1 pseudogene is annotated in these 1,134 nt (G+C 68.9%); it reads right to left on the bottom strand.

Features of this window, described 5'->3' with window-relative positions:
• Window positions 1-1,134: pseudogene (locus JYK17_RS40245) on the bottom strand (alpha-1,4-glucan--maltose-1-phosphate maltosyltransferase); the annotation flags it as partial.

Genomic DNA, 1,134 nt, shown 5'->3' with positions numbered 1-1,134 from the left:
GCGTCGGATGGTGTTGAGGCGGGTGATCAGGGGGGTGATGGTGCGGCCCTCGCGTTCGGCCGTGTCCCAGTCGCGGGGTTTGAGCTGGTACTTCTCCGAGTCGAGGTATTCCTCGCTGCCGTCCTTGAGCGGGGTGTTCTCGCACAGCTCGTAGCCGGAGTAGATGCCCCAGGTCGGCGAGAGGGTCGCGGCCAGCACCGCGCGCACCTCGAACGCGGGCCGGCCGCCGCGCTGCAGGTAGGCGTGCAGGATGTCGGGGGTGTTGACGAAGAAGTTGGGCCGCATGTAGGCCGCCGCCTCGCCCGACAGCTCCGTGCCGTACTCGGTCAGCTCCTGCTTCGTGGTGCGCCAGGTGAAGTAGGTGTAGGACTGCTGGAAACCGATCTGGGCCAGGGTGTGCATCATCGCCGGCCGGGTGAACGCCTCCGCCAGGAAGATCACATCCGGGTCGGCGGCGTTGATCTCCGCGATCACCTGCTGCCAGAACACGACCGGCTTGGTGTGCGGATTGTCCACCCTGAAGATCCGCACCCCGGCCGCCATCCACACTCGCAGTACCCGCAGCGTCTCGGCGAGCAGGCCGTCGAAGTCGGCGTCGAAGGCGATGGGGTAGATGTCCTGGTACTTTTTGGGCGGGTTCTCCGCATACGCGATGGTGCCGTCCGGGCGGTGATGGAACCACTCCGGGTGCTTGTGCACCCACGGGTGGTCCGGGGAGCACTGCAGGGCGAAGTCCAGCGCGACCTCCATGCCCAGCTCCCGGGCGCGGGCGACGAAGCGGGTGAAGTCCTCCATCGTGCCCAGCTTGGGGTGGACGGCGTCGTGGCCGCCCTCCGGGGAGCCGATCGCCCACGGCACCCCGACGTCGTCGGGGCCGGCGGACAGGGTGTTGTTGCGGCCCTTGCGGAAGGTGGTGCCGATCGGATGGATCGGGGGCAGGTAGACCACGTCGAAGCCCATCGCGGCGATCGCCGGCAGCCGGCGCGCGGCCGTGGCGAAGGTGCCGTGCGGCTCCTGCTCGGTGCCCTCGGAGCGGGGGAAGAACTCATACCAGGACCCGAACAGGGCCCGCTCCCGCTCCACCAGCAGCGGCAAAGACTGCGAGGCGGTCACGAACTCCCGCAGCGGATGCCG

The organism is Streptomyces plumbidurans (assembly GCF_019857225.1).
GTDB lineage: Bacteria > Actinomycetota > Actinomycetes > Streptomycetales > Streptomycetaceae > Streptomyces > Streptomyces plumbidurans.
This window is presented reverse-complemented; position numbering and strand designations above follow the sequence as displayed.